This is a genomic window from Nocardia sp. NPDC058518 (assembly GCF_042719655.1).
In the GTDB taxonomy this organism is placed as follows: domain Bacteria; phylum Actinomycetota; class Actinomycetes; order Mycobacteriales; family Mycobacteriaceae; genus Nocardia.
The window spans coordinates 32,278-54,753 of sequence record NZ_JBHXNJ010000038.1 but is presented as its reverse complement, the minus strand read 5'-3'; the positions used below and the strand labels follow the sequence as shown (position 1 = coordinate 54,753).

Sequence of the window (22,476 nt, the reverse complement as noted above, 5' to 3'; positions counted from 1 at the left end):
TCGGGGGGGGTGTCGGCGTACTCCCGGCCTCGGGCCGCCTCCCCCGCCCCCCCCCGCCGCCGGCCGGCGAAGCGTTTTGGGTGGGGTGCGGGCGATCCGCAGCGCGCGCACCCGACCGGATTCACCGACGGTGACAAACCACCGCATTTCGCTGCGCGGGTTGGTGTTGATCATGAAGAGTGGGGGAGCGAGGGTCGCCGCGGCCCCCCCGGCGCCCGCGGCCATCGTTGGCCGGGGCGGGGCGCCTAGTCCCCCCGGTCGACGGGGGGGGGGGGCGCCCCGGCACGGCAGGCGGATCCGGTGGCGGCCGGATCCCAGCCGGGAGAGCCCGACAGGCGGGCCGGCACACGCCGGCTCGCCCCGGGCGACCGTCCCGATGCGACTCTGGAACAAGCCAAGGACGCCTGCCTGCGATTGCTCTCCATCCGTGCTCGCAGTCGCGCGGAACTGGAGAAACGCCTCGGCGAGAAGGGCTTCCGCCTCGAGGTGACAGAGGCCGCGCTCGAACGATTCACCGAAATCGGCCTGATCGACGACGCCTCGTTCGCTGAACAGTGGGTCCACGAACGACACACCTACTCCGGCCGGGGCAAAAAGGCCCTCCAGCGTGAGCTGCGCGAGAAGGGCGTGGCCCCGGGCGACGCCGAAGAGGCGTTGTCGATGGTCACCGACGATGCGGAGAACGCTCGCGCCGCCGACCTGGTCCGCCGAAAACTCCGCACCCTTCCCCGCGAGATGGAACGCGACAAGGCAGTGCGCCGCCTCGTCGGCATGCTCGCCCGCCGCGGCTACGACCAATCCACCGCCTTCGCCGTCGTCACCGCCGAACTGGACGAAGCAGGCTTCGAACGCACGTCTGTCGAGGTCAGGACGGCGCGTGCGAAGACTTCGGAGGGCGACGCGGACCGATCAGAGATCGCGGCAGACGAAACTCCCAGTGACACAGCGGAGCCGGACGCTTCGCCTGGCCACCCGTCACGCAGACCGACGCCCGGCGATGAACAAGCCGCCATCGACCTGGTCCGCCGCAAGCTCCGTGCCATGCCCGCCGATCTGGACCGGACCAAAGCCACGCGCCGCCTGGTCGACATGCTCGCCCGTCGCGGCTATAGCTCGGCAACGGCGTTCGCGGTGGTGAAGACCGAACTGGAGGAGGCGGGCAGATGAGCTCGCCGGTGGTGGGAGTCCGGAATTCCCACGGGGGTTGTCCGCGGCGCGTAGGATGATCGCGCCGGTGAAACATGTTTTCGCGCAGGCTGATTCGTCGCATCGGTGATGCGGTGGGGTGTGGGAACGTCGATGTTTCACCTTGATTCGGGGTGGGAAATCCGGGGAGCAGGGCCGTAGGCGGCCGCCGAACGACGGGGAGGTGGACACTGGACGCGTTGTGGTCGTTCGTGGTGAACCGGCGGGAGCAGTTGCTGGTCGATTCTTACCTGCATGTGTCGGCGGTGGTGCAGTCGCTGGTGCTGGCGACCGCGATCGCGGTGGCGCTCGGGGTGCTGGTGTACCGGAGCCCGCTCGGATCCGCGGCCGCTACCGCGACGGCTGGGGCGATTCTGACCGTGCCCTCGTTCGCGTTGCTGGGGTTGCTGATTCCGTTCCTCGGGCTCGGTGTCGGGCCGACGATCGTGGCATTGGTGCTGTACGCGCTGCTGCCGATCCTGCGTAACACGGTGCTCGGGTTGTCGTCGGTGGATCCGGCGGTGACCGATGCCGCGCGCGGTGTCGGCATGAACCGGTTGCGCCTGCTGACCAAGATCGAACTGCCCCTTGCCTGGCCGTCCATCCTCACCGGAATGCGGGTCAGTACCCAGATGATCATGGGCATCCTGGCACTGGCGGCGTATGCGAAGGGCCCGGGTCTCGGCAACCTGATCATCTCCGGCCTCGGGCGGCTCGGTAGCCCGAACGCGGTGCCGCAGGCGCTCACCGGCACCGTCCTCATCGTCGTGCTCGCGCTCGCACTCGACGGCGTCCTGGTTCTGCTCGGACGGCTCACCATTCCGAGGGGAATTCGTGACTGACATCGAAACCACCAAGGCGGCGAAGGCTGCCGCGGTCTCCGGGGTCGAGATCGTCCTCGACCGGGTCACCAAACGCTATCCCGAACAGCCCGAACCCGCGGTCGACGAGGTCTCCATGACCATTCCGGCCGGGGAGATCGTGGTGCTGGTCGGCCCGTCCGGCTGCGGCAAGACCACCACCATGCGGATGATCAACCGGCTGATCGAACCCACCTCGGGCACCGTCACCATCGGTGGCCGCGACGCCGGCGCGATCGACGCCGACGAATTGCGCCGCGGCATCGGCTATTCGATCCAGCAGGCCGGACTGTTCCCACACATGACCGTCGCCAAGAACATCGCCACGGTGCCGGGCCTGCTCGGCTGGGATCGCCGCCGGATCGCCGAACGCACCGACGACATGCTCACCCTCGTCGGCCTCGACCCCGGCACCTACCGCAACCGCTACCCCCGCCAGCTCTCCGGCGGACAGCAGCAGCGCGTCGGCGTGGCCAGGGCGCTGGCGGCCGACCCACCGGTCCTGCTCATGGACGAACCGTTCGGTGCGGTCGATCCGATCACCCGCGGACTGCTGCAGGACGAATTGCTCCGCCTGCAAGGCGAACTCGGCAAGACCATCGTCTTCGTCACCCACGACTTCGGTGAAGCGGTGAAACTGGGCGACCGCATCGCCGTCCTCGGCGACCGCTCCCGCATCCTGCAGTACGACACCCCCGCCGCGATCCTGGCCGCTCCCGCCGACGAAACAGTCGCCGGTTTCGTGGGCGCCACCGCCACCATCGACCGCCTCGGCCTCACCGTCCTCGCCGACATGGACCTGGACGAAGGCATCGCCGTCGAGGAGAGCGCCACTCCCACGGCCCTCACCACGGCCCTGCGCGACGCCGACCGAACCTGGGGCATCATCCTCGACGCACAACGCCGCCCACTGCGGCGGGTCTCGACAGGCGAACTCGCCCACGCGGACTCACTGCACGAGCTCGGCACCCCGATCGGCACCACCCTGCCCGCCGACGCCACACTCCAGGACGCACTGGCCGCGCTTCTCACCGAACGCACCGCCTCCGCCGTCGTCGTCGACAACACCGGCACCTACACCGGAACCGTCACCGTCGACACGCTGATCAGCCATCTGGCCGCGACAGAAACCACACCGGCATGACGGCCGAGCCGCGATCGACGCCGATCGCACCGGGAGCGACGACACCAGTGGACGGAATCGCCCTCTGCGATCCATCGCATCGTCTATCGGCGTCGAGCACGAGGCGTAGCACCGCGCGAACGTCGCCACGAACGCCGATCGAATCCGAGCCGGCGCGGAGGGCAGCGCAGTGACGAATGTCATCTCCGTTCGGCCGAACTCGATAGTCGACGTCCCGGCCGCGACCGCCGCACCCGCGACGCAGCGCCGTGCCGAATACCTCCGTCTCCTCGCCCAGCCGGTGATCGTGCTCATCCTCACCGTCGGTGTGCTCGTGTGGGCGTTCCGGCGCGATCTCACCGTCATCCAGCAGGCCAGTATCAGCGTGAGCAATATCGCCCAGGTGACATGGCAGCACGTGCTGATCACGGCCGCGGTGGTGCTCATCGTGGTGGTCGTCGCCGTGCCGCTCGGTACCTTGCTCACCAGGCATCGATTCCGCCGTCTCGCCCCGTTTTTCGTCGGCATCGCCAATATCGGGGCCTCCGCTCCGGCGATCGGGCTCATCGTGCTGTGCTACCTGGTCACTCGCACCACCGGGTTCTGGGTGGGTGTCGCGCCGATCGCGTTCTGCTCGCTGCTGCCGGTCCTGCGCAATACGATCCTGGGCTACCAGCAGGTCGACCCGGCACTGATCGACGCGGGCAGGGGACAGGGCATGTCGGCCGGTCTCGTGTTGCGCCGCATCGAATTTCCCCTCGCCGTGCCCTACATCCTGGCGGGCCTGAGAACCTCGCTGGTGCTGGCCGTCGGCACCGCGACACTGTCGTTCATGGTGAGCGCGGGCGGGCTCGGCATTCTCATCGACACCGGCTACAAACTGCGCGACACCGTGACATTGACGCTGGGCGCAGTACTCGCTGTCGCGCTGGCACTGTTCGTCGACTGGCTCGGTGCGCTGGCCGAACAGTTCCTCGGGCCGAGGGGGTTGCGGTGAGGTTCACCGGATTGTTGCGCGGGCTCGCCCCGGTGCTGAGCGTGCTGGTGCTCGCGAGTTGTGGCTTGCAGTCGGGTGGTTCGGTGCCGCTGCCGGTCGGACCGGGCAGCATCGAACCCGTGCCCGAACTCGACGGTGTCGCGGTCACGGTGGGCTCCAAGGATTTCACCGAGGCCAACATCCTGGGCTACATGATCGAATTCGCGCTCACGGCCGCGGGCGCGAATGTGCGTGACCTGACCAATATCCAAGGCTCCAACAGCCTGCGCGACGCGCAGCTGAACGGCCAGATCGACATCGCCTACGACTACACCGGCACCGGCTGGATCAACTACCTCGGCAAGGAGAAGCCGATCCCGACCGAGGCGGCCCAGTTCGACGCGGTACGCGAGGCCGACCTCGCCGAACACGACATGGTGTGGGCGGCGATGGCGCCGATGAACAACACCTACGCCCTCGTCACCAGCAAGAGCAACGCCGAGCAGACCGGGGTACGTACGCTGTCGGACTACGCGAACCTCATCGCGAAGGATCCCGGTGCCGCGGCCACCTGCGTGGGCACCGAGTTCAACGTCCGCCCGGACGGCTATCCCGGCCTGGCCGGCGCCTACGGGATCGACCTCGGCAAGGCCCAACGGCAGATCGTCCAGGACGCGCTCGTCTACCAGGCCACCGCCGACGCGAAACAGTGCCGATTCGGCTCGGTCGCCGCCACCGACGGCCGCATCCCCGCTCTCGAACTCGTGCTCCTCGAAGACGACAGGGCCTTCTTCCCGAAGTACAACGCGTCGCTGGTCATGCACCGCGACTTCGCCGACGCCCACCCCCAGGTCGTCGGGGTCATGGCCCCGATCTCGGCCCGGCTCACCAACGAGGTGATCACCGAACTCAACCGTCAGGTCGACATCGACGGCCGCGAACCCGCCGACGTCGCCCGTGACTGGATGATCGCCGAGGGACTCGTCACCGCAGGCTGATCCAGCGCGGTGGTTTGCTGAACTGTTACCAGCATCTCGCCCGAGATGTCCGGAACGCGTGGGTCGCTCACACCACTGACTCAGCTTCTCGGGCCATGATGGACGGCGGTAGACACAACCGGAAACCGCGACGCGCGGCGGTGGGGGCTCGCGTCCAGACTGGGAGGCTGATGCATGACCATCGAAATCCGCAAGGTGACTGTCCTCGGGACAGGGGTGCTCGGATCCCAGATCGCCTTCCAGACCGCGTTCCACGGGTTCGACGTCACCGCCTACGACATCGACGACGCGGCGCTCACCGCCGCGCGCACCCGGTTCGATGAGCTCGCCACGGTGTACCAGCAGGACGTGGCAGGCGCCGATGCGAGCAACACCACAGCGACCGCCGCGGGCATCACCCTGACCGCCGATCTGGCCACCGCGGCGGCCGAGGCAGACCTGATCATCGAGGCGGTCCCGGAGGTACTCGAGATCAAACGCGACCTGTACGGCAAGCTCGGCGCGCTCGCGCCCGAACGCACCGTGTTCGCGACGAACTCCTCGACGCTGCTGCCCAGCGACATCGTCGACTACACCGGCCGCCCCGACCGATTCCTGGCGCTGCACTTCGCCAACCACGTCTGGAAGTTCAATACCGCCGAGGTCATGGGCACCGACCGGACCGATCCGGCGGTGTTCGCCGCGGTGGTCGAGTTCGCGAAGGCCATCGGCATGGTGCCGATCGAATTGCACAAGGAGAAGGCGGGTTACGTTCTCAACTCGTTGCTGGTGCCGTTCCTGAATTCCGGAATCGAGCTCGCCGCGGGCGGATACGCCGAGCCCGCCGCGGTGGACGAGACCTGGCGCATCGCAACCGGTGCGCCCATGGGCCCGTTCCAGATCCTCGACATCGTCGGCCTGACCACCCCGTACAACATCCTCATCAACGGCGGTGAAACCCAGAAGAAGCTCGCGGCCTGGCTCAAGGAGAACTACATCGACAAGGGCAAGCTTGGCGCCGCGACGGGGGAGGGGTTCTACCGCTACACCGCGTAGTCACGTACATCGCACAGTCCCGCTCGACCTTCCGGATCGGACAGAGGAGTCGGATGTACTACAGCAACGGCAACTACGAAGCGTTCGCCCGGCCGCGCAAACCCGAAGGCGTGGACGGCAAATCGGCCTGGTTCGTCGGGGCGGGGCTGGCCTCGCTCTCCGGCGCGGCGTTCCTCATCAGGGACGGGCAGCTGGCCCCCGACAAGATCACCGTCCTGGAGCGGCTGAAGCTGCCCGGCGGCGCGCTCGACGGCATCAAGGAGCCGAAGAAGGGTTTCGTCATCCGAGGCGGGCGCGAGATGGAGAACCACTTCGAATGTCTGTGGGATCTCTACCGTTCGGTGCCGTCGATGGAGATCGAGGGCGCCAGCGTGCTCGACGAGTTCTACTGGCTCAACAAGGACGACCCGAACTTCTCCCTGCAGCGGGCCACGGTGAAACGTGGGCAGGACGCGCATACCGACGGGCTGTTCGCCCTCACCGATCGCGCGCAGAAGGATATCGTGAAGGTGTTCCTCGCCACCCGCGAGCAGATGGAGAACAAGCGCATCGACGAGGTGTTCGGCCCGGAATTCCTGGCCAGCAACTTCTGGCTGTACTGGCGCACGATGTTCGCGTTCGAGGAATGGCACAGCGCGCTCGAGATGAAGCTGTACCTGCACCGGTTCATCCATCACATCGGTGGCCTGCCCGACTTCTCCGCGTTGAAGTTCACCAAATACAACCAGTACGAGTCGCTGGTGCTGCCGCTGTACCGGTGGCTGCTCGACCGAGGCGTGCGGTTCCGTTTCGACACCGAGGTCACCGACGTCGACTTCGATATCTCCGGGCCGCGCAAGCAGGCCACGCGCCTGCACTGGATCGCCGACGGCACCGCCGGTGGCGTCGACCTGACCACCGACGATCTGCTGTTCGTCACCATCGGCTCGCTCACCGAGAACTCGAACGAGGGCGATCAGCACACCCCGGCCAGGCTCGACGAGGGACCGGCCCCGGCCTGGGATCTGTGGCGCCGCATCGCCGCCAAGGACCCCGCGTTCGGCCGTCCCGAGGTCTTCGGCGGCCACATTCCGCAGACCAAATGGGAATCGGCGACCGTCACCACCCTCGACGAGCGGATTCCGCGCTACATCCAGAAGATCTGCAAGCGTGACCCGTTCAGCGGCAAGGTGGTCACCGGCGGCATCGTGACGGTGAAGGACTCGTCGTGGCTGATGAGCTGGACGGTGAACCGGCAGCCGCACTTCAAGCAGCAGCCCGCCGACCAGATCGTGGTGTGGGTCTACGCGCTGTTCGTCGACCGTCCGGGCGATTTCGTGAAGAAACCCATGCAGGACTGCACCGGCGCGGAGATCACCCAGGAATGGCTGTACCACCTGGGCGTTCCCGAAGCCGAGATCCCGGAGATGGCCGCCGACGCCGCGACGTGCGTCCCGGTGATGATGCCCTACATCACCGCGTTCTTCATGCCGCGTCAAGCCGGCGACCGGCCTGACGTGGTGCCCGCGGGCGCGGTCAACTTCGCCTTCATCGGCCAGTTCGCGGAGACCACCCGCGACTGCATTTTCACCACCGAGTACTCGGTGCGCACCGGGATGGAGGCGGCCTACACGCTGCTCGATGTCGAGCGGGGAGTGCCGGAGGTATTCGGCTCCACCTACGACATCCGGTCGCTCCTGGCGGCGACCAGCCGGTTGCGCGACGGTGAGGAGATGAGCCTGCCCGGACCGGAGTTCGTCCGCAACCGGCTGTTGAAGAAGCTCGACGACACCGAGATCGGGCCGCTGCTGCGCGAATTCGGCCTCCTCGGCGAGGACTGAGAAACAACAACGGGGCCCGATCCGGTTCGGATCGGGCCCCGTTGTCGATGTGCGACTACTTCTTGGTGATGTCGACACCCGGCGCGGCGTCGGTGAGGATCGAGTCGGCGGTCAGGACCGCACCACCGCTCTTCTTCCGCGACCGCAACCGCTTCTCCAGGGTGGTGGCCAGGAAGCTCAGCGCCATGTTGAGCGAGATCATGATCAGCGCGATGACGATCAGCGCGGGGATCGTGTTCTGCATCGACGCGCCTTCTTGCTGCCCGGACCGCACCAGCTCCACATAGGTGATCTGGTAGCCCAGCGCGGTGTCCTTGAGCACGACCACCATCTGCGAGACCAGGGCGGGCAGCATCGCGGTGACGGCCTGCGGGAGCAGGATCAACCGCATCAGCTGGTTCTTGCGCAACCCCAGCGCGACGGCGGCTTCGGTTTGTCCCTTGGGCAGGGACTTGATGCCGGCGCGGACGATCTCGGCGATGACCGCGGAGTTGTAGATGATCAGCGCGATGACCACCGCGGCCAGCGCGAGCTGGTCGGAGGGGAACAGGTCGTAGTCGCCGAATACCGCGAACAGGAAGATCATCAAGATCAGCACCGGGATCGCCCTGGCGAGCTCGACGACCGTGCCCGCGACCCAGCGCACCCACGCGTGGTCGGACAGGCGCAGGATCCCGAAGATCATGCCGAAGAACACCGAGCCGATGATCGAGATGACCGCGGCGGTGAGGGTGCCTTCCAGGCCGGGCAGGAGGTAGGTCTCCCAGATCTCGGCTTCGAGAAACGGTTTCCACTTGGCCGCGGTGAACTGGCCCTTGTCGGCGAAGGCGTTGTAGAGCCACCAGCCCGCGCCGACGAGCACGACGACGACCAGGACCGAGTACAGGTTGTGCCGTAGCCGGGCGCGGGGCCCGGGAGCGTCGAACAGAACCGAAGCGCCGCTCATCGTGCCACCTCGTATCGCTTGGCCAGCCAGCCGAAGAACAGCCCGGTCGGCAGGGTGAGGACGACGAAGCCGAGCGCGAAGATCGCGCCGATGGCCAGGACCGCGGCCTCGTTCTCGTTCATCGCGCCCATCAGGTACGCGGCTTCGGCGACGCCGATGACCGAGGCGACCGTGGAGTTCTTGGTCAGTGCGATCAGCACGCTGCCCAGCGGTGCGATGACGGCCCGAAACGCTTGCGGCAGCACGATCAACCGCAGATTCTGGGCGAATCCGAAGCCCAGCGACCTGCCCGCTTCGGATTGGCCGAGCGCGACGGTGTTGATGCCCGAGCGCAGCGATTCGCAGACGAAGGCCGCGGTGTAGACGCTCAGGCCGATGATCGCCCAGCGGTAGTTGTTCTCGCGTAGATCGTCACCGGCGATCTTCCACCCGAGAGTGGTGTAGAGGCCGAGCGAGGTGAACACGATGATCAGGGTGAGCGGGGTGTTGCGGAAGATGGCCACGTACGCCGCGCCGACCCAGCGCGCGACCGGAATCGGGGACACGCGCATACCGGCGACGACGGTACCGATGACGAGCGCACCGATCGCCGAGAAGAAGGTGAGTTTGATTGTTACCCAGAACGCATCGAGGATTTGGTTGTCATACCTCGAGATCAGGTCGAACACGGACGCGCGTCCTCCGATCGGTGTGAAAGCCAGCAGGACAACATCGCATCGGTGACCCGGGAATTCCCGGGCCACCGATGCGATGGTCGATCAGTAGCGGTCGACGACCGGCGGCGCGGGCACCGCGAAACCGGTACCCGCGAAGTTCTTCTCCTGGGCGGCCTTCCACGAACCGTCGTCGATCATCGCCTGGATGGCGTCGTTGACCTTGCCGCGCAGCTCCGAATCGCCCTTCTTCAGGCCGACGCCGTACTTCTCGGTGGTGAAGGTCTTGTTCACCAGCTTGAAGGTGCCCGGCGACTGCGCGGCGTAACCGGCGAGGATCACGTTGTCGGTGGTGACCGCGTCGATCGCACCGCTACGCATCGCCTCGATGCACAGCGAGTAGGTGTCGTAGGTCTGCAGCTGCGCCTGGGTGTAGTTCTTCTCGATGTTCTGGGCCGGGGTGGAGCCCTTCACCGAGCAGACCTTCTTGCCCGCGAGGGAATCGGGGCCGGTGATGTCGGTGTTGGCGGCAGGCACCAGCAGGTCCTGGCCCGCGATGTAGTACGGGCCGCCGAAATCGACCTTCTCCTTGCGCTTGTCGTTGATCGAGTAGGTGGCGACGACGAGGTCGACCTGGCCGTTCTCGATCAGCGTCTCGCGCTGCGCCGAGGGCGCTTCCTTGAAGGTGATGTTCTCCGGCTTCACGCCGAGCTTGTCGGCGACGTACTTGGCGACGTCGACATCGAAGCCGCTGTAGGTGCCGTCGGTATTGCGCAGGCCCAGACCCGGCTGGTCGAACTTGATGCCGATGGTCAGCTTGCCGTCCTTGGCGTTGTCAAGGGCCGACTTGTCGTCACCGCCACCGCAGGCCGCGGTGACGGTGGCTGCCATTACCAGTGCCGCTGCGCCGATTCCGACGCGCATCGCACGATTGATCCTCATGGGTTTCCTTCTCCTTGTGACAATGGTGCTGCGAGTCAGTGACTGAGAATCTTGCCGAGGAAGTCCTTGGCGCGTTCGGATTTCGGTGCGGTGAAGAAAGCTTCGGGCGCGGTGTCCTCGACGATCTCACCGTCGGCCATGAACAGCACGCGGTCGCCCGCCCTGCGCGCGAAGCCCATCTCGTGGGTGACCACGAGCATGGTCATGCCCTCCTTGGCGAGGGAGACCATCACGTCGAGCACCTCGTTGACCATCTCCGGGTCAAGTGCCGAGGTCGGTTCGTCGAACAGCATGACCTTGGGGTCCATCGCGAGCGAGCGGGCGATGGCGACGCGCTGCTGCTGACCGCCGGAGAGCTGGGCCGGGTACTTGTCGGCCTGGTTGGCGATGCCGACGCGCTCGAGCAAGGCCATGGCGTGCTTGCGCGCTTCGTCTTTTTTCTTCCCGCGGACCTTCGTCGGCGCCAGCATGACGTTCTCGACGATCGTCTTGTGCGCGAACAGGTTGAACGACTGGAACACCATGCCCACCTCGGCGCGCAGCGCGGCGAGAGCCTTGCCCTCGTCGGGCAGTGCGACGCCGTCGATGGCGATGTCACCGGAGTCGATCGGTTCGAGGCGATTGATGGTGCGGCACAGGGTCGATTTCCCCGAACCCGACGGGCCCAGGACGATCACGACCTGCCCACGGGGCACTTCGAGGTGGATATCGCGCAGGACATGGAGCTCACCGAAGTGTTTGTCCACGTTGCGCATCGAGATCATCGGCGGAGCAGCGGTAGTGGCTGCGGCGTCGGCGTTCCCGGTCGCGGGTGCGGCGTCGTCGGTCATGGTGAGAAACCTTATGTCCATTCTGGAGAATTGCCCGGCTTTCGAAGACATGCCGTGACGGCACGCCGAAACGACACCTGCTGGTAACCCGGTGGCTGCCCGTTACCTTTGCGTATTATCGCGCGAACGCAACCGTGACGCGCATCACAGTCAGGGCTGCCCGTACCCTGGACAGGTGGATTCGACGGTTCAGGACGCGACTGAGGGCGTCACGCAGCGCAGCTCCGTGACGCAGCGCAGCTATGAGGTTCGCACATTCGGCTGCCAGATGAACGTGCACGACTCCGAACGCTTGTCCGGGCTGCTCGAGGACGCGGGCTATACGAAAGCCGCCACCGGGGAGACGCCCGATCTGATGGTGTTCAACACCTGCGCGGTGCGCGAGAACGCCGACAACAAGCTCTACGGCACCCTCGGTCAGCTGGTCCCGGTCAAGCAGGGTCGCCCCGGCATGCAGATCGCCGTCGGTGGCTGCCTGGCGCAGAAAGACCGCGAGACCGTGGTGGCCAAGGCGCCGTGGGTCGACGTGGTGTTCGGCACCCACAACATCGGCTCGCTGCCGGTCCTGCTCGAGCGGGCCCGCCACAACGAGCAGGCCCAGGTGGAGATCCTCGAATCGCTCGAGGCGTTTCCGTCGACGCTGCCCGCCAAGCGGGAGTCGGCCTACGCGGGCTGGGTGTCGATCTCGGTGGGCTGCAACAACACCTGCACGTTCTGCATCGTCCCCTCGCTGCGCGGCAAGGAGGTGGACCGCCGTCCTGGTGACGTGCTCGCCGAGGTGCAGGCGCTGGTCGACCAGGGCGTGCTGGAAGTGACGCTGCTCGGACAGAACGTCAATTCCTACGGCGTGAACTTCGTCGATCCCGAACAGCCGCGCGACCGGGGCGCCTTCGCGCAGCTACTGCGCGCGACCGGGCAGATCGAGGGCCTCGAACGCGTGCGGTTCACCTCCCCGCATCCCGCGGAGTTCACCGACGACGTCATCGAGGCGATGGCGGCCACCCCGAACGTCTGCCCGCAATTGCACATGCCGCTGCAATCGGGTTCGGACCGGGTACTCAAGGCGATGCGCCGCTCCTACCGCAAGGAACGCTTCCTCGGCATCATCGACAAGGTGCGCGCCGCGATGCCGCATGCGTCGATCACCACCGACATCATCGTCGGCTTCCCCGGCGAGACCGAGGAGGATTTCCTCGAGACCCTCGACGTGGTCCGTCGCGCCCGCTTCACCAGCGCCTACACCTTCCAGTACTCCAAGCGGCCCGGTACCCCGGCCGCCGAACTGCCCGATCAGCTGCCCAAGCAGGTCGTGCAGGAACGCTTCGAACGGCTGATCGCGTTGCAGGACCAGGTCTCCTGGGAGAACAACCAGGCGCTCATCGGCACCGAGGTGGAACTGCTCGTCGCCGACGGAGCGGGCAAGAAGAACGCGGTGACCGCGCGGATGAGCGGACGCGCGCGCGACGGCAGACTGGTGCACTTCCGTCCCGGTGACGTGACCGGTATCCGTCCTGGCGACATCGTCACCGTCGACATCACCGAGGCGGCACCGCACCACCTCATCGCCGACAGTGCGGTGAAGTCGCATCGGCGGACCGCCGCCGGTGACGCACACGAACGTGGCATCACGCCCAAGACGGCGCCGATCGGTGTCGGGCTCGGGCTGCCCCGCATCGGCGCACCGGTCGTCGAGGCGGTCGAGACCGGCTGTTCGACGGGCTGCGCGTCGTGAGCGACGACGAATCTACTACCGGTCGTAGTGGGTCGGATGCGAACGGCGCGTCCGGTGATGGCACAGTGGGACCCGCCAACGATCAGCCTGTGGACAGGAGCGGACACGCGGTGAACCCGGCGCGCAACGACCAGGACTTCGAACAATTCCGCGATGAGCTCGACGCGGTCGAGCGCCGCATCGCCGGCGAGATCGACCCCGGCGCGCGGGCGCTGGTGGTGGCGGGTGCGGTCTTCGCACTGCTGATCTCGCTGGTCCTACCGACCGCGGGCACCGCGCGCGGCTTCGACGTGCTGCTCGCCACCGACGCCGCGGGCGTCGAGCACATCGGTCTGCCGTCGCGGATCTTCGTGTGGCTGGTCATCGTCTTCGGTGTCGGCTTCTCGTTGCTGGCGCTGACCACCCGCCGCTGGGTGCTGGCCTGGATAGCCTGCGCGGGTTCGGCCGTGGGCAGCGTGTTCGGCGTGCTCTCGATCTGGCACCGCCAGACCCCCGGCCTCGGCAACTACGAGGGCGCGGGCCCCGGCATCGGCCTGATCCTCGGGACCATCGCGATCATGGTGCTCACCTTCCACTGGGTCCGCGTGGTCTGGAGTCGCACCGCCGTGCAACTCGCCGCGGAGGAGCAGCGCCGCAACGCGGCGCGCGAAGCCGAGGATCGCGACCGCAAGCGACTCACCGGCGAATAGTGCTGCGAGACAAGAAAACCCCCGACCGTATCGGTCGGGGGTTTCTTTCTCTGCGACTCACAAATTGCTGACAGCGCCCTCGGCGGCCTCGGCCCATTCGCGCCACTGCTGAGCTTGCTCGAGTGCCTTCTCCGCATCGCGCTTCTTGCCCGCCGCGGTGGCCTTGGCGGCCTGCTCCTCGAACTGGGCGACCCGCTCACGGAACTGCGCGGCGCGCGCGACCGCCTCGGGGTCGGAGCGACGCCACTGCTGATCGGCCGCGTCGCGGACCCGCTTCTCGATGGCGCGCAGCTTGGCTTCCAGCTCCTGCATGCGCTCGCGGGGAACCTTGCCGATGGCATCCCACTTGTCCTGCAGCTCGCGCAGCGCGTTGCGGGCGGCGTCCACGCCGTTGGCCGGGTCGATGTGCTCGTAGGCGGCCAGCAGTTCCAGCTTGGCGGTGGCGTTGTGGTCGAACTCGGCGTCGCGCTCGGAGACCGCCGCGTTGCGGGCGGCGAAGAACACGTCCTGGGCGCTCTTGAACCGCCGCCACAGCGACTCGTCGGCCTCGCGCGGTGCCCGGCCCGCGGCCTTCCACTCCGAGAGCAGGTCGCGGAACACCGCGGCGGTGCCGGTCCAGTCGGTGGAGTCGGCCAGTTCCTCGGCGCGCACGCACAGCTCTTCCTTGCGCGTCTTGGCGGTGGCGCGTTCGCGGTCGAGGTCGGCGAAGTGGGCGCCGCGACGGCGGTTGAACGCCTCACGGGCCTTGGAGTAGCGCTTCCACAGCGCGTCGTCGACCTTGCGGTCGACACCGCGGATCGACTTCCACTCATCGAGGATCTCGCGCAGCCGGTCGCCGGCGGCCTTCCACTGCGTGGATTCGGCGGCGATCTGCTCGGCCTCGGCGGCGAGGGCTTCCTTGCGCTCGGTGTGCTCGTGGCGGGCGCGGTCCTTCTCCTCCTTGGCGTGCGCGGCGGCTTCCTCGGAGTGCTCGGTGATGGCCTGCAGACGGGCCGTCAGGCCGTCGATGTCGCCGATGACGGCCGCGGTCGGCAGCGTCTCGGCCAGTGCCAGCGCGGCGGCCTTGGTCTTGCGGGCATCCGCGCCCGCGGCCAGCCTGGCCTCGAGCAGCGCGACCTCGGTCGCGAGATCGTCGAAGCGGCGGCCGAAGTGGGCAAGGCCCTCGGTGACGTCGCCCGCCTGCCAGGAACCGACGACTCGTTCGCCCTCGGCGGTCCGCACCCAGGCGGTGCCGTCCTCATCGACGCGACCCCACTTGCCCGGGTCGGTGGCGCTCGGCACGATCACGGCGTGCGGATGCGGTTGATCGGGGCCCGGCGCCGGTTTCACGGCATGCGGTTTCGGCGGACGCGGAGTATTCCCGCCGGGCTTGGGGGTACCGGACGGTCGCGGGGCCGGACCTGGGGTGGGCTTCGCGGTTCCGTTGCTGTCGGTCATTGCTCTCCGTCCCTGCCGCGCGTCACGGCTGCCTGGTTACGCCCTAGCACATCCCATTGAACCCGGTTCGAGCCGCGGAAACCATCGATCCGGAGGATCGGATAGCGGATTTCCTGGGATTTCGTCCCGGACGACGTGGGTAGTCGCACCTGAAAACACTAGCAATCTCGACGAGCATCACTACGCCGGACACTCGCAGACGGCCGCACGCCCGCGCGGCGCCGGATGCGGGCCCAGGTGCGCGCTGCGGCTACGGTTACCGCGTGTTCTCGATAGCGGCCCTGGTCCCGTCGCCGCCGATGCTGGTGCCCGAACTGTGTGGGCGAGTCCCGGTGTCCGGCAGCGATCCCGACGATCCGACCGTCGTGCTGCGCGCGGCCGCCCTGGCCGCCGCGGCCACCCTCGCCGCGACCGCCGACCGGTGGTTCGTCGTCGGCGTCGACAGCCATGACCGGATCTACGGTTCGGCGACGCGGGGAACGTTTCGTGGGTTCGGCGCCGATGTCGTCGTCGGGCTCGGTCCGGCGGGCGCCGAGCCCGGTCCAGCAGACGCCCAGCTTCCCCTTCCGCTACTGATCGCCGGATGGTTGCGGGAGCAGGCCGCACCGCGGATTTCGGTGCGGGCCCGGCTGTTCGCCGCCGACGCTTCGCCCGCTGCGTGTGCCGAGGCAGGAGCCGCGCTCCGAGCCGAGCTCGACAGCGAGCAGGACCCGTACGCGGTGCTCGTCGTCGCCGATGGTGCCGCGACCTTGACGGTCAAGGCGCCCGGCTATCTCGACGAGCGGGCCCACGAGGTTCAGCACGACCTCGACGCCGCCTTGCGTACGGGTTCGCGGGTGGGGTTGGCCGGGCTGGAGCCGGAGCTGTGCGCGGCGCTGCTCGTCGACGGACGGGCCGCCTACCAGGTACTCGGTGGGCTGTTCGCCGCGGATTCGGCTGATCCGCGGGTACGTACGCTGTACCAAGGCGCGCCCTTCGGCGTCGGCTACGACGTGAGCGTGTGGGAACCGGGTGGACAGGAAGGTAGCGGCGAGTGACGCGTAGACCGATCGCGGTGGTCGGCCCCACTGCCACCGGCAAGTCCGACCTCGCACTCGATCTCGCCACCGAACTCGACGGCGAGATCGTCAACATCGACGCGATGCAGCTCTACCGTGGGATGGATGTCGGCACCGCGAAACTGCCGCCCGACCAGCGCCGCGATATCCCGCACCATCTGCTCGACGTTCTCGATGTCACCGAGACCGCGACCGTCGCCGCCTACCAGAGCTCGGCCTGCGCCATCGTCGAAGACATCATGGCGCGCGGAAAGACCCCGGTCATCGTCGGCGGCTCGATGATGTACGTGCAGGCCCTGCTCGACGAGTGGGATTTCCCGGCCACCGACCCCGAGGTCCGCGCTCGCTGGGAAGTACTCCTGGATGAGCGTGGCGTGCAGGCACTGCACGAGGCGCTGCGGCAGGCCGACCCGGTCGCCGCGGCCACCATCCTGCCCACCGACGGCAGGCGCATGGTGCGCGCGCTCGAGGTCGTGGAACTGACCGGCCGCCCGTTCGCCGCCTCGGCCCCGACCATCGGCACCCCACGCTGGAACACCGCGATTCTCGGCGTCGACCGCGAGACCGCCGCTCTCGACGCCCGCATCGAGACCCGCACCGCACTGATGTTCGACTCGGGTCTGGTCGACGAGGTCCGCGGACTGCTCGATGTGGGCCTGCGCGAGGGCCAGACCGCGCGCCGCGCCATCGGCTACGCCCAGGTACTGGCCTACCTCGACGACGAATACGATCTCGACCACGCGCGCGAGCGCACCCTGATCGGCACCCGGCGCTACGTGCGCAGGCAGCGGTCGTGGTTCCGCCGCGACCCCAGGGTCCGCTGGGTCGACGGCGCCGATCCCGAGCTCGCCACGACCGCGCTGGCGCTGCTCCGACAATCGAACACCGACCCGATAGGACGGACAGCGCAGTGACGCGACGAGTGAGTACCCGCAACGCCTCGGTGCAGGTGTGGCAGGCCTACCTCAACAACCGGACCAAACGTCATCGCGACGGCCGGTTCCTCGTGCAAGGCGTGCGCCCGATCACCCAGGCACTGGCCAACGACTGGCCGCTGGAAACGCTGCTCTACCGGCTCGGTGGGCCCGAGCTGTCGAGCTGGGCGCGCGAAGTTCTCGACACCGCCGACGTGCCGCAGGTCGGCCTGGTCCCCGAACTCATGGCCGAGCTGGGGGAGAAGGCGGCGAGCGTGCCGGAGATCGTGGCGGTCGCGATGTCGCAGCACCCCGACCTGGCCGATTACGCACCCGGTGAACCGGGGGAGGACGCCCCGGTCGTGGTCGTGTTCGATCGCCCGAACTCGCCCGGCAACCTCGGCACCCTGATCCGCTCGGCGGACGCTTTCGGCGCGTCCGGGGTGATCGTCACCGGCCACGGCGCCGACCAGTTCGACCCGCAGGCCGTGCGCGCCTCGACCGGTTCGCTGTTCGCGATGCCGGTGCTGCGCGCGGCGGGCCCCGGTCAGGTGCTCGAATTCCGTGACCGCCAGCAGGCCCGCGGCATCCCCACCCGCATCGTCGGCACCGATGAGGACGCGCCGGGCACCATCTACGACCACGACTTCACCGAGGCCACCATCCTGGTCGTCGGCAACGAGACCACCGGCATGAGCTCGGCCTGGGCCGAGGCGTGCGACGACCTGGTCACCATCCCGATGGGCGGCACCGCCAGCTCGCTCGGCGCGCCGTCGGCGGGGGCGATCAGCCTCTACGAGATCGCCAGGCAGCGGCGCACGTTCGCCCGGTAGTACCCCCGACTGCGGCGCAGAGGAGAATGACGGACGTGTCCGACATCGAATTCAGCAAGGGCCACGGCACCCAGAACGATTTCGTGGTGCTGCCCGACCTCGAGGTGCGCCTCGACCTGACCGTCGACCGCGTCGCCGCGCTGTGCGACCGGCAGCGCGGCCTCGGCGCCGATGGTGTGTTGCGCGTGGCGAAGGCCGGTGCGCTGCTCGCGGCCGGTGTCCTGGAAGCGCTGCCCGAGGGTGTCGACGCCGACGACTGGTTCATGGACTACCGCAACGGCGACGGTTCGATCGCCGAGATGTGCGGCAACGGGGTGCGGGTCTTCGCGCACTACCTCAACGCCACCGGGCTCGAAGAGCGCACCGAGTACGTCGTCGGCAGCCGCGCGGGCGCCCGTCCGGTCGTCGTGCACGCCGCGGGGCCGACCGATGGTGAGGTCACCGTGGACATGGGTGTCGTTCGCGAACTCGGCCCCTCCACCGCCACCCTGGCCGGTTGGGCGTTGGCCGGAATCGGCATCGATGTCGGCAATCCGCACCTGGCCTGCGTCGATGACGGCCTGACCGTAGACGCGCTCGCCAAACTCGACTTGAGCGTGTCGCCCGGTTTCGACCCCGACCTGTTCCCGCACGGCGTGAACGTCGAAATCCTCACCGCGCTCGACGCCGACAACGCCGTCGACATGCGCGTGTACGAACGCGGGGTCGGCGAGACCCGTTCCTGTGGCACCGGAACCGTGGCCGCGGCCGCCGCCGCGCTGACGGCCGCCGGGGTGTCGATCGGCACCGGATCCGGCGAGGTCACCGTCCGTGTACCCGGCGGACAGGTCCGCGTCGGCATCGCCGACCGACGTGCCTGGTTGCGCGGGCCCTCGGTGCTGCTGGCCTCGGGCGCGTTGTCGCAGGACTGGTGGGACGCGCAGTAGCAGCGATAACCGCGTGCACGCTGTCACCTGGACGTGGCAGCATAGAGGACGTATGACGAAACCAGTAGAACCCACAGAATCCACATCGGCCGAGCACACCACCGCGGCCGATCCCGACGTGGCCGCCGATCGCGGTGACGTCGATGATGCGCTGGCCCGCCACGCGGCCCGCATGAAACAGCCCGGTTGGGCGGCCGACCCGACGGTCGGTGAGATGCAGCTCGACGAGCGCAGCTCGCTGCGCCGCGTCGCCGGGCTGTCCACCGAACTCACCGACATCACCGAGGTCGAATACCGCCAGCTGCGCCTCGAGCGCGTCGTGCTGGTCGGTGTCTGGACCACCGGCAGCGTCGCCCAGGCCGACGCGAGCATGGTCGAGCTGGCCGCGCTCGCCGAGACGGCGGGCTCGGAGGTCCTCGAGGCGCTGATCCAGCGCCGCGACAAGCCCGACCCGGCCACCTACATCGGCTCCGGCAAGGCCGAGGAGTTGCGCACCGTTGTCCTCGACACCGGTGCCGACACGGTGATCTGCGACGGTGAGCTCACGCCCGCGCAGCTCACCGCGCTGGAGAAGGTCGTGAAGGTGAAGGTCATCGACCGCACCGCGCTGATCCTCGACATCTTCGCCCAGCACGCCACCTCTCGCGAGGGCAAGGCCCAGGTCGCGCTGGCGCAGATGGAGTACATGCTGCCCCGCCTGCGCGGCTGGGGTGAGTCGATGTCGCGCCAGGCCGGTGGCCGGGCCGGCGGCAACGGCGGTGGCGTCGGTCTGCGTGGGCCCGGTGAGACCAAGATCGAAACCGATCGTCGCCGCATCCGGGAGCGGATGGCCAAACTGCGCCGCGAGATCCGTGAGATGAAGACCGCCCGCGACACCATGCGCGCGCGCCGCAGCGGGAGTGGCGTGCCCTCGATCGCGATCGTCGGCTACACCAACGCGGGCAAGTCCAGCCTGATGAACTCGCTCACCGGCGCGGGTCTGCTCGTGCAGGACGCGCTGTTCGCCACCCTCGACCCGACCACCCGCCGGGCCGCGCTCGACGACGGCCGCGAGATGGTGTTCACCGACACCGTCGGCTTCGTCCGCCACCTGCCGACCCAGCTGGTCGAAGCCTTCCGCTCGACGCTCGAGGAGGTCACCGGTGCCGACCTGCTGCTGCACGTCGTCGACGGCGCCGACCCGCTGCCGCTCGAGCAGATCAGGGCCGTGCGCGAGGTGATCACCGAGGTGATCAGGGAGCAGGGCACGCCTGCCCCGCCGGAACTGCTGGTGGTCAACAAGATCGACGCCGCCGATCCGAACGAGCTCACCCGGTTGCGCGGCATGCTGCCGCAGGCGGCCTTCGTCTCCGCGCAGACCGGCGCGGGTGTGGAGGAGTTGCGCGAGCGGCTCTCCGAGGTGCTCGGCGGACTCGACGTCGACATCAGTGTGCTGCTGCCCTACAGCCGCGGCGACCTGCTCGCCCGCATCCACGCCGACGGCCGGATCGTCACCGCCGACCACGAGGAAGGCGGCACCCGGGTTCGCGCGCGTGTGCCGCACGCCTTGGCCGCGGCACTGTCCGAGTACGCCCACTCCGGGCCTTCCGCGCCGGCACTCAGCTGATCTTTTTCGCTGATTTGCCCGCCGGTTGCGGACAAATGTCGATGCGACACAGGCATTTTCGGACGCTATGGTCGAATATCGACTGCAGGAGGGTGTTATGTCGAACGACCATGATGGTACGAAAAATCTGAAGGAGAACAGGGTCGCGGAGGGCGATCCTGTTCGGTCCGGCGGGGTCTTGTCGGACGGGGCGCCGCTGAATCCGGCGCCGAGCGAATGGGACATGCGCGCCTTCGAAGCGCTGTTCGCGCCGGTGCGGTTGTGGACCAGCCCGAAGTTCTACGGTCTGGAGAACATCCCGGCCGAGGGCCCGGTGCTGATCGTGGCCAACCACAATCTGCTCGGCGGGATCGACGCGCCGCTGATCATGCCGGAGATCCTGCGGGTGCGCGGCAGGCTGGTGCGCGGCCTGGCCGAGCATGTGCTGATGGTGCCCGGCGTGCGGGACTTCCTGCATCATTTCGGCGCTGTCCGCGGTACCCGCGCGAACTGCCTGGCGCTGCTCGAGCGCGGGGAAGCGGTGGTGGTGTTCCCCGGTGGTGGCCGTGAGGCGATCCGCCGCAAGGGCGAGAAGTACGTGCTCAAGTGGGAGGGCCGCACCGGTTTCGCGCGGATGGCGATTCAGGCGGGGGTGCCGATCGTGCCGCTGGCGATGATCGGCATCGACGACGCCTACGACATCGTCTTCGACGGTCAGCATCCGGTGATGGCTCCGCTGCGCTGGACCTGCCGTCTGCTCGGCATCAATCCCGAGCTGAATCCGCCGCTGGTCAAGGGTGTCGGCCCGACGGTGCTGCCCCGCCCGGAGCGGTTCTACTTCTCCGTGGGTGCCCCCATCGACCCCACACCGTGGATGGAGGCCGACGACCTCGACGGCGCGGCCACCGATCTGCGCGATGTGGTGCGCAAGGGTCTCGAAGAAGAACTGCAGTTCCTGTTCAACGAGCGCGAACGCGATAACGGCCGCACCCTGGTCGGCCGCCTGCGCAACGCGCTGCCCTGGTGACCGGAACCGCCTGATCGGCTGGATCGGCGTCGCGGAGCAGACGCACACATGTGCGGAATGCCCGCGGCGCCGATCTCGTTACCCAGTTATACGGACTAGGGTCCGCATAGCGAGAGGGTGACGATGATCGTGACGGAACAGGTCCAGGTCGTGCCCGGCGCCGACCGCAGGCGCTGGCGCAACGAATGGCTCGACTCGCGGCAGTCGTTCCCGGCTACCGGCAACTTCGTGCTGGAGGACTACGCGCACGGGCTGCTGCTGGTGCACAACGAGGACATCGTCGACCCGGGTGAGGGGTTCGACACCCATCAGCACCGCGATACCGAGATCCTCACCTGGGTGCTGGAAGGCACCGTGGTGCACCAGGATTCGACCGGACATTCGGGGATGATCCGACCCGGGCTCGCGCAGCGGATGAGCGCGGGTGCGGGCATCCTGCATTCGGAGCGGAATGGGGCGGGCTACCGGGAGAAGGAGCGTCTGCACGTCGTGCAGATGTGGATCCCGCCGGACACCACCGGCGTCGCCCCGAGCTACCAGGAACTCGACATCGAGGGTGAGCTCGCCCGCAACGTGCTGGTGCCGGTGGCGTCCGGGATGCCGCGCCATCGCGGTGCGGCGGCGATCGGCATCGGCAACCGCCATGCCGCCTTCCACGTCGCGCGACTCGACCCCGGTCAGGCGATCATCGTCCCCGACGCACCCTACGGTCACGTCTTCCTCGCTCGTGGCACCGTCGACTACGAGGGTTACGGCACCCTGACACAGGGCGACGCCGTTCGCCTGACCGCGACGGGGGGGGGGGGGGGGGGGGGGGGGGGGGGGGGGGGGCGCGGGGGCGGGGGGGTGGGGCGGCCCGCGCCCGCGCGCCGCGGCGCGCGGGCGGGGGGGGGGGCGGGGGTGTGTG

At 68.1% G+C, this 22,476-nt stretch carries 21 protein-coding genes and 1 pseudogene; 17 read left to right on the top strand and 5 right to left on the bottom strand.

Features of this window, described 5'->3' with window-relative positions; all coding sequences use genetic code 11:
• Positions 1-300: 300 nt before the first annotated feature.
• The 8 genes and pseudogenes from ACFWPX_RS35990 to ACFWPX_RS35955 form a co-directional block, all read left to right on the top strand.
• Positions 301-840 (top strand): annotated as a pseudogene (locus tag ACFWPX_RS35990) (regulatory protein RecX); the annotation flags it as partial.
• Entirely contained in the window at positions 829-1,167 is a 339-nt protein-coding gene (locus tag ACFWPX_RS35985) for a hypothetical protein (RefSeq protein WP_378933269.1), read from the top strand. The pseudogene ACFWPX_RS35990 and the gene ACFWPX_RS35985, both read left to right, overlap by 12 nt.
• Positions 1,168-1,376: 209 nt before the next feature.
• The gene (locus tag ACFWPX_RS35980; protein WP_378933266.1) at positions 1,377-2,027 is read left to right on the top strand and encodes an ABC transporter permease; all 651 of its coding nucleotides are present in this window, start codon (positions 1,377-1,379) and stop codon (positions 2,025-2,027) included.
• Positions 2,020-3,189, top strand: a complete 1,170-nt coding sequence (locus ACFWPX_RS35975) for an ABC transporter ATP-binding protein (RefSeq protein WP_378933247.1) — start codon at positions 2,020-2,022, stop codon at positions 3,187-3,189. The genes ACFWPX_RS35980 and ACFWPX_RS35975 overlap by 8 nt, the downstream gene beginning before the upstream one ends.
• Positions 3,190-3,391: 202 nt before the next feature.
• Positions 3,392-4,165, top strand: coding sequence for an ABC transporter permease (locus tag ACFWPX_RS35970; protein WP_378933262.1), 774 nt, complete (start codon positions 3,392-3,394; stop codon positions 4,163-4,165).
• Entirely contained in the window at positions 4,162-5,142 is a 981-nt protein-coding gene (locus ACFWPX_RS35965; protein WP_378933244.1) for a glycine betaine ABC transporter substrate-binding protein, read from the top strand. The genes ACFWPX_RS35970 and ACFWPX_RS35965 overlap by 4 nt, the downstream gene beginning before the upstream one ends.
• 174 nt (positions 5,143-5,316) lie before the next feature.
• The gene (locus ACFWPX_RS35960) at positions 5,317-6,177 is read left to right on the top strand and encodes a 3-hydroxyacyl-CoA dehydrogenase (RefSeq protein ID WP_378933241.1); all 861 of its coding nucleotides are present in this window, start codon (positions 5,317-5,319) and stop codon (positions 6,175-6,177) included.
• A 53-nt stretch (positions 6,178-6,230) separates the two neighbouring features.
• Positions 6,231-7,997: an oleate hydratase gene (locus ACFWPX_RS35955; protein WP_378933238.1), complete on the top strand. Its 1,767-nt coding sequence runs from the start codon at positions 6,231-6,233 to the stop codon at positions 7,995-7,997.
• Between the two features lie 55 nt (positions 7,998-8,052).
• Here ACFWPX_RS35955 and ACFWPX_RS35950 read toward each other — a convergent pair whose 3' ends face one another.
• From ACFWPX_RS35950 to ACFWPX_RS35935, 4 genes are all read right to left on the bottom strand, one after another.
• Positions 8,053-8,943 (bottom strand): amino acid ABC transporter permease, encoded by an 891-nt coding sequence (locus ACFWPX_RS35950; protein ID WP_378920211.1) that lies wholly within the window; start codon positions 8,941-8,943, stop codon positions 8,053-8,055.
• Positions 8,940-9,611 (bottom strand): amino acid ABC transporter permease, encoded by a 672-nt coding sequence (locus ACFWPX_RS35945; RefSeq protein ID WP_378920213.1) that lies wholly within the window; start codon positions 9,609-9,611, stop codon positions 8,940-8,942. Before ACFWPX_RS35945 ends, ACFWPX_RS35950 begins: the two co-directional genes overlap by 4 nt.
• Before the next feature lie 90 nt (positions 9,612-9,701).
• Positions 9,702-10,538, bottom strand: coding sequence for a glutamate ABC transporter substrate-binding protein (locus ACFWPX_RS35940; protein WP_378933235.1), 837 nt, complete (start codon positions 10,536-10,538; stop codon positions 9,702-9,704).
• 35 nt (positions 10,539-10,573) lie between these two features.
• Positions 10,574-11,302 (bottom strand): amino acid ABC transporter ATP-binding protein, encoded by a 729-nt coding sequence (locus tag ACFWPX_RS35935; RefSeq protein WP_378920288.1) that lies wholly within the window; start codon positions 11,300-11,302, stop codon positions 10,574-10,576.
• Between the two features lie 241 nt (positions 11,303-11,543).
• Between ACFWPX_RS35935 and miaB the strand changes: the two genes are divergently transcribed.
• Complete coding sequence (miaB, locus tag ACFWPX_RS35930; protein ID WP_378920216.1) at positions 11,544-13,100, top strand: tRNA (N6-isopentenyl adenosine(37)-C2)-methylthiotransferase MiaB; 1,557 nt, start codon at positions 11,544-11,546, stop codon at positions 13,098-13,100.
• Positions 13,101-13,189: 89 nt separating this feature from the next.
• Complete coding sequence (locus tag ACFWPX_RS35925; RefSeq protein ID WP_378920218.1) at positions 13,190-13,789, top strand: hypothetical protein; 600 nt, start codon at positions 13,190-13,192, stop codon at positions 13,787-13,789.
• Between the two features lie 57 nt (positions 13,790-13,846).
• On the opposite strand, the gene ACFWPX_RS35920 is transcribed toward ACFWPX_RS35925, so the two are convergent.
• Positions 13,847-15,226, bottom strand: coding sequence for a DUF349 domain-containing protein (locus tag ACFWPX_RS35920; RefSeq protein ID WP_378933231.1), 1,380 nt, complete (start codon positions 15,224-15,226; stop codon positions 13,847-13,849).
• Positions 15,227-15,489: 263 nt separating this feature from the next.
• Between ACFWPX_RS35920 and ACFWPX_RS35915 the strand changes: the two genes are divergently transcribed.
• From ACFWPX_RS35915 to ACFWPX_RS35885, 7 genes are all read left to right on the top strand, one after another.
• Positions 15,490-16,263 (top strand): hypothetical protein, encoded by a 774-nt coding sequence (locus tag ACFWPX_RS35915; protein WP_378933228.1) that lies wholly within the window; start codon positions 15,490-15,492, stop codon positions 16,261-16,263.
• Entirely contained in the window at positions 16,260-17,198 is a 939-nt protein-coding gene (gene miaA / locus ACFWPX_RS35910) for a tRNA (adenosine(37)-N6)-dimethylallyltransferase MiaA (RefSeq protein ID WP_378933225.1), read from the top strand. Before ACFWPX_RS35915 ends, miaA begins: the two co-directional genes overlap by 4 nt.
• Positions 17,195-18,031 (top strand): TrmH family RNA methyltransferase, encoded by an 837-nt coding sequence (locus ACFWPX_RS35905; RefSeq protein ID WP_378933221.1) that lies wholly within the window; start codon positions 17,195-17,197, stop codon positions 18,029-18,031. Before miaA ends, ACFWPX_RS35905 begins: the two co-directional genes overlap by 4 nt.
• A gap of 44 nt (positions 18,032-18,075) precedes the next feature.
• A complete protein-coding gene (gene dapF, locus ACFWPX_RS35900) occupies positions 18,076-18,957 on the top strand; it encodes a diaminopimelate epimerase (protein ID WP_378933259.1) in 882 nt (293 codons plus the stop codon).
• A gap of 172 nt (positions 18,958-19,129) precedes the next feature.
• The gene (gene hflX, locus ACFWPX_RS35895; RefSeq protein WP_378933255.1) at positions 19,130-20,563 is read left to right on the top strand and encodes a GTPase HflX; all 1,434 of its coding nucleotides are present in this window, start codon (positions 19,130-19,132) and stop codon (positions 20,561-20,563) included.
• 97 nt (positions 20,564-20,660) lie between these two features.
• The gene (locus ACFWPX_RS35890) at positions 20,661-21,569 is read left to right on the top strand and encodes a lysophospholipid acyltransferase family protein (protein WP_378933217.1); all 909 of its coding nucleotides are present in this window, start codon (positions 20,661-20,663) and stop codon (positions 21,567-21,569) included.
• 129 nt (positions 21,570-21,698) lie between these two features.
• On the top strand, positions 21,699-22,476 hold a 778-nt coding region (locus tag ACFWPX_RS35885), incomplete at its 3' end, for a pirin family protein (protein WP_378933214.1).

Coding starts and splice junctions, on each gene's coding strand:
- ACFWPX_RS35960 (WP_378933241.1), top strand. CDS start 5,317: ATGACCATCGAAATCCGCAAGGTGACTGTCCTCGGGACAGGGGTGCTC.
- ACFWPX_RS35955 (WP_378933238.1), top strand. CDS start 6,231: ATGTACTACAGCAACGGCAACTACGAAGCGTTCGCCCGGCCGCGCAAA.
- ACFWPX_RS35950 (WP_378920211.1), bottom strand. CDS start 8,943: ATGAGCGGCGCTTCGGTTCTGTTCGACGCTCCCGGGCCCCGCGCCCGG.
- ACFWPX_RS35940 (WP_378933235.1), bottom strand. CDS start 10,538: ATGAGGATCAATCGTGCGATGCGCGTCGGAATCGGCGCAGCGGCACTG.
- ACFWPX_RS35935 (WP_378920288.1), bottom strand. CDS start 11,302: ATGATCTCGATGCGCAACGTGGACAAACACTTCGGTGAGCTCCATGTC.
- ACFWPX_RS35920 (WP_378933231.1), bottom strand. CDS start 15,226: ATGACCGACAGCAACGGAACCGCGAAGCCCACCCCAGGTCCGGCCCCG.
- hflX (WP_378933255.1), top strand. CDS start 19,130: ATGAAACAGCCCGGTTGGGCGGCCGACCCGACGGTCGGTGAGATGCAG.
- ACFWPX_RS35890 (WP_378933217.1), top strand. CDS start 20,661: ATGTCGAACGACCATGATGGTACGAAAAATCTGAAGGAGAACAGGGTC.